Here is a 3,968-nt window from a genome sequence, read left to right on the forward strand (position 1 = left end):
TGGTCCCCATACTGCTGCACCATCTGGATCTCCATAAATAAACTCCGTCACAGCTCCTAAATTCTCTAAACCAATATGTCCTAGTAACGGATGACTTTGAACTAAATCATCAAAGATTCGTTCTTGCGTTGTTTTAGGTAGTGTTTCAGTAGATTTAAAACCACCTTCTTCCACAACTGCATTAAAGAACTTCATTTCTTCACTTGTTAATACATTAGCGCCACGAGACTGCATAATAGAACGATCTACCATTGATTCATTTACTTGATTTAAAATATCAGCTCGTACATCTGTAGCAAGTGCTTCAATCATAGAATTTAATGCTACCGATTGTTCTTCAGCTGTACCTTCCTGTGTCGCTTTCGCAAATGCTAGTTTCTTCTCTTCAAAATTATTAAATTTAATCACCATATTTTATTTTCCTCCTAAATTTAAAAAGAGCGTACTCAAATTCTGTTTTGTATTAACAGGTTCTTGAATAGGCTCTTTTGGATTTGTATTTGTTTGTAAATCATTCAGAATTTCGTTTTTTAGGCCTAATAGTGCAGCGTTTAAATTTTCTTTTGTAATCCCTTGGCCTTTGTTCATTGTTCCATTTCTAAAACCATCGATTACCTTCTGTGGAAGCATGGCAGCCGTAGAAGCTGAAGCAGTCATTTTAACTGGATTATCCATAAACATGATTTCATCCACAAAGTTATTTTCTAATGCTTGCCCAGGCCCCATCCATGTTTCTTCAGCCATCATATGAAGTAGTTCTTCTTCTGATTTACCCGTTTTAAGGATATAAGCATTTACAATTGCTCGATCTGTCGTCTTCAGCATCTTAGCAGCCTTTTCCATATCGCGATGATCGCCACCATTCCACATAGAAGCATTGTGAATCATGATTTGCGCAGTCGGAGAGATTCGAACTTTATCAGCAGCCGTTGCAATAAATGATGCTGCACTTGCTGCTAAACCAACAATTTGAACTTCTACATGACCAGGATAATTTTTTAATGCTGTGTAAATCTCTGAACCTTCATTTACATAACCACCTGGGCTATTAATTGAAATAACTAAGTCATCGCCATTTGCATTTTCAAGTTCTTTTAAAACTTTACCTGGGCTTGTAGCATCCAGTTCAAACCAATCATAAATCCAGGCTTCATCATTTGAAATAATTGGTCCTTTCACATCAATTTTCACCGTCATTTGTATTCTTCCCCCCTTCAGATTCAGCTAGTTTCGTATAGTTTTTCGTAATATGATGTGTATGTAAGTTAGGATCATCAGAAACTTCATAGCCCACTTCTAATCGAATTTCATTCCCTGTAAACGCACTTGAAGAAATGAGTTTATCGATGCTTGTCGCAAGATCAAATATACTTTGATAAGAGATAGCTTTAACCTCAATCTTTTGTCCTTCAAGGTACTCGTTCATTTCAAAAAATTTAACGTTTACTTCATCTGATATCTTTTTTAATAAAGGTTTCACCGTGAAAAGCATATAATTTTTCGTTTGCTTCTCTACATCAGCCATTTCTCCATATAACAAAGCAGTCGGAATACCAAAAGTCATTGCTACTTGATGTAAGAAACCATTCGTTACTTTATTGATTTCCTCCACACTCTGACCAGAGTTTCCGCCACCTGATGTTTCATCATACTTAAAACCTGGTTGTTGTGGAATAATCGCAACGTCTTTTTCTCCAATCGCTTTATACATGTTATCAATGAACTCTTGTAGCTTTGATTGATGTTCTTTACTCTTTGCAGCAAGCATATCCATATCAACTGTTCCGCGAATTTGATTTTTACGCTTTTGAGAGCTTAATATCCTACCGAATAAATCACCATAATCAGTAAAAAGACCATCAATAAGCGGTGATAATTTGTCATTTCGATATTTCAAATGAATGACTTCACTTTGTTTAAAACTTCTCTTAAACTGATAATCTTTTACGGTGACATTTGTAAAAGTATCTTCAAAAACAGCGTATTCATTATGTTCAAAGTCATCCGCAATCAGTAGATCACCATCATCAGCTTGTATAATTAAAGCTTCATTATCATAAATGAGCTTATAAATATACTTTTCCCAAAAGGTACTTGCTGTCATATTCTTATTCGGTCTCACATTTAATCGGTAGTAAAGCTCATCCTTTTCAAATGCTTCACCGTTTTTCACTCTAAATTCTGACTGACTCATTGTTCTTCCTAAAAAGGATATACAGGTATCCATTGCCAATCGCTTCATGTGAACTCTGTTTGCTTTTTCGATAAACATTTCTACATCAAACATAAATCCTACTTCACTATTTCTTTTCCATACTGCATCCAACCATCCAATGATGATCACCTCCCTAAGATTAAAACGTAATACCATCTAGCATAAAGTCGAATTCATCCTCAAGAATGTTATCCGCTTGCCATAACGCATGAATAAAAGCTTGGAATCCATCTGTTTTACGCTTATCCTCATCTTTTTTCAGATATTCTTTGTTGCCATCTTTTTTAATGTGGACATAGACGTTATTGGTGTACCAACGCATTAACGGATTATCTCCAAAAATAATGTGTCCATTGGCAAATAGGGTTTCAACCCGTGGAGCTAAAAGCGAATGAATCGCTCTTGGATTACGAATGTATAACAATGTGAAACCTTCTGCTTCCAGTGCTGCTTTCACGAGATCTAGACGAAAATTATCAGCTACAATTGTACGAACACCGTATATTTCCCGCATGTTCACAAACCAATCTACAATATGTTGGATGTTAATGACCGGTTCATCCACAATCGTAAGTAACCCTTTTTCTTCCCATTCTTTAATAGGCACCTTTAATTTCACTGTGTCTAAAAACCCTTTCCTTACAAAGGAATGTGTTTTCCAGATATAATCATTCCCATGTTTAAATAGCAAACCAACTGCCGCGAAGTCTTTAATTCTCGCATAGTCTAGGCCTCCCACAGCTGTTTTGTGTTTTAACTCTGGAATTTCCCTCAGTGTTTGTCCATCTTCTTCCAAACCAGTACGCAGTATTTCTTCCCATGAAGCTACAGACTTTGTTAAATCTGTTTCGGGGTAGTTCATACGTTTTGTTATGAATTCTTCACGATTGGATGGATTATTTGCTAACTGTTTATATTGAGTGAATACCTTTTTGAATAACCCTTTCGCATAAGGACTTCTTGGTTCACTAAACATAGGATTCGCCTTTTCCCACACATCAGGATGATCAATTTCTTCCGGGTTATCAATCTTGCAGATGAAGGGGAACAATGGATCTTCTAAATCTTTTCCTTTTAGAATGTTCATTGCTCTTTCTTTTGTCTTGTCCAGGAATCCATCACGAACAAAACCATCTGTACCAATAAAAAATTCTCTAGCATTTGGCACTTTTCCAAGTCCACTAGAGAATACATTTACTACATCAAAGTTTTCATATCGATGGATTTCATCATAAATCACACAACCATCGCGAAGCCCATCTTTTGAACTTGCATTCGATGTGTGATATTGCATAACACTTTTTGTATCCTTACCAAGGATTTCAACCTTCGTCCGGTAAAACATATCTTCTAATACTTCTTTACCTTCAATTACATCATACACTTCACGGAAAGAAACTTTCGCTTGCTTCTCATTGTTGGCAACAATCGAAACATTGTATCGATCTATTCCGTGTAGTGGACTAATAAAGAAATGGCATAACGATGAAATTAATCCATTTTTACCACCACCACGAGCCATCATAATGAAAAATTGCTCGTAAAAAACAGAATCATCTTCTTTATAGAAAAGAAAAACGAATGCTGTTATGAACTTTTGGAATGGTTGTAATTCAAAGTACCATTTCTCAGTGAATTTTATATAATCCTCATGCATTTCAGTATCGAAATACAAGTCATCACGTATGAAGATGTATTTCTCCAGGTACTCAATTAGCATGATGCGCTCTTTATTTAGCTTAATTTTCCCTGT

Annotated in this window: 3 protein-coding genes and 1 pseudogene; all 4 read right to left on the minus strand. The window is 35.8% G+C overall.

The features are described 5' to 3' along the window. Nucleotides 1-411, minus strand: a pseudogene (locus JDS99_RS29990) (phage major capsid protein); the annotation flags it as partial. Between the two features lie 3 nt (nt 412-414). Then, the gene (locus tag JDS99_RS29995) at nt 415-1,197 is read right to left on the minus strand and encodes a head maturation protease, ClpP-related (RefSeq protein ID WP_199696384.1); all 783 of its coding nucleotides are present in this window, start codon (nt 1,195-1,197) and stop codon (nt 415-417) included. Continuing rightward, nucleotides 1,181-2,344: a phage portal protein gene (locus JDS99_RS30000; RefSeq protein WP_199696385.1), complete on the minus strand. Its 1,164-nt coding sequence runs from the start codon at nt 2,342-2,344 to the stop codon at nt 1,181-1,183. The genes JDS99_RS29995 and JDS99_RS30000 overlap by 17 nt, the downstream gene beginning before the upstream one ends. 10 nt (nt 2,345-2,354) lie before the next feature. Continuing rightward, nucleotides 2,355-3,968 (minus strand): terminase TerL endonuclease subunit (locus tag JDS99_RS30005; protein WP_242475805.1); only part of this gene is annotated, 1,614 nt, incomplete at its 5' end.

It is taken from the genome of Bacillus cereus group sp. N6, from assembly GCF_016483705.1.
Lineage (GTDB): Bacteria > Bacillota > Bacilli > Bacillales > Bacillaceae_G > Bacillus_A > Bacillus_A wiedmannii.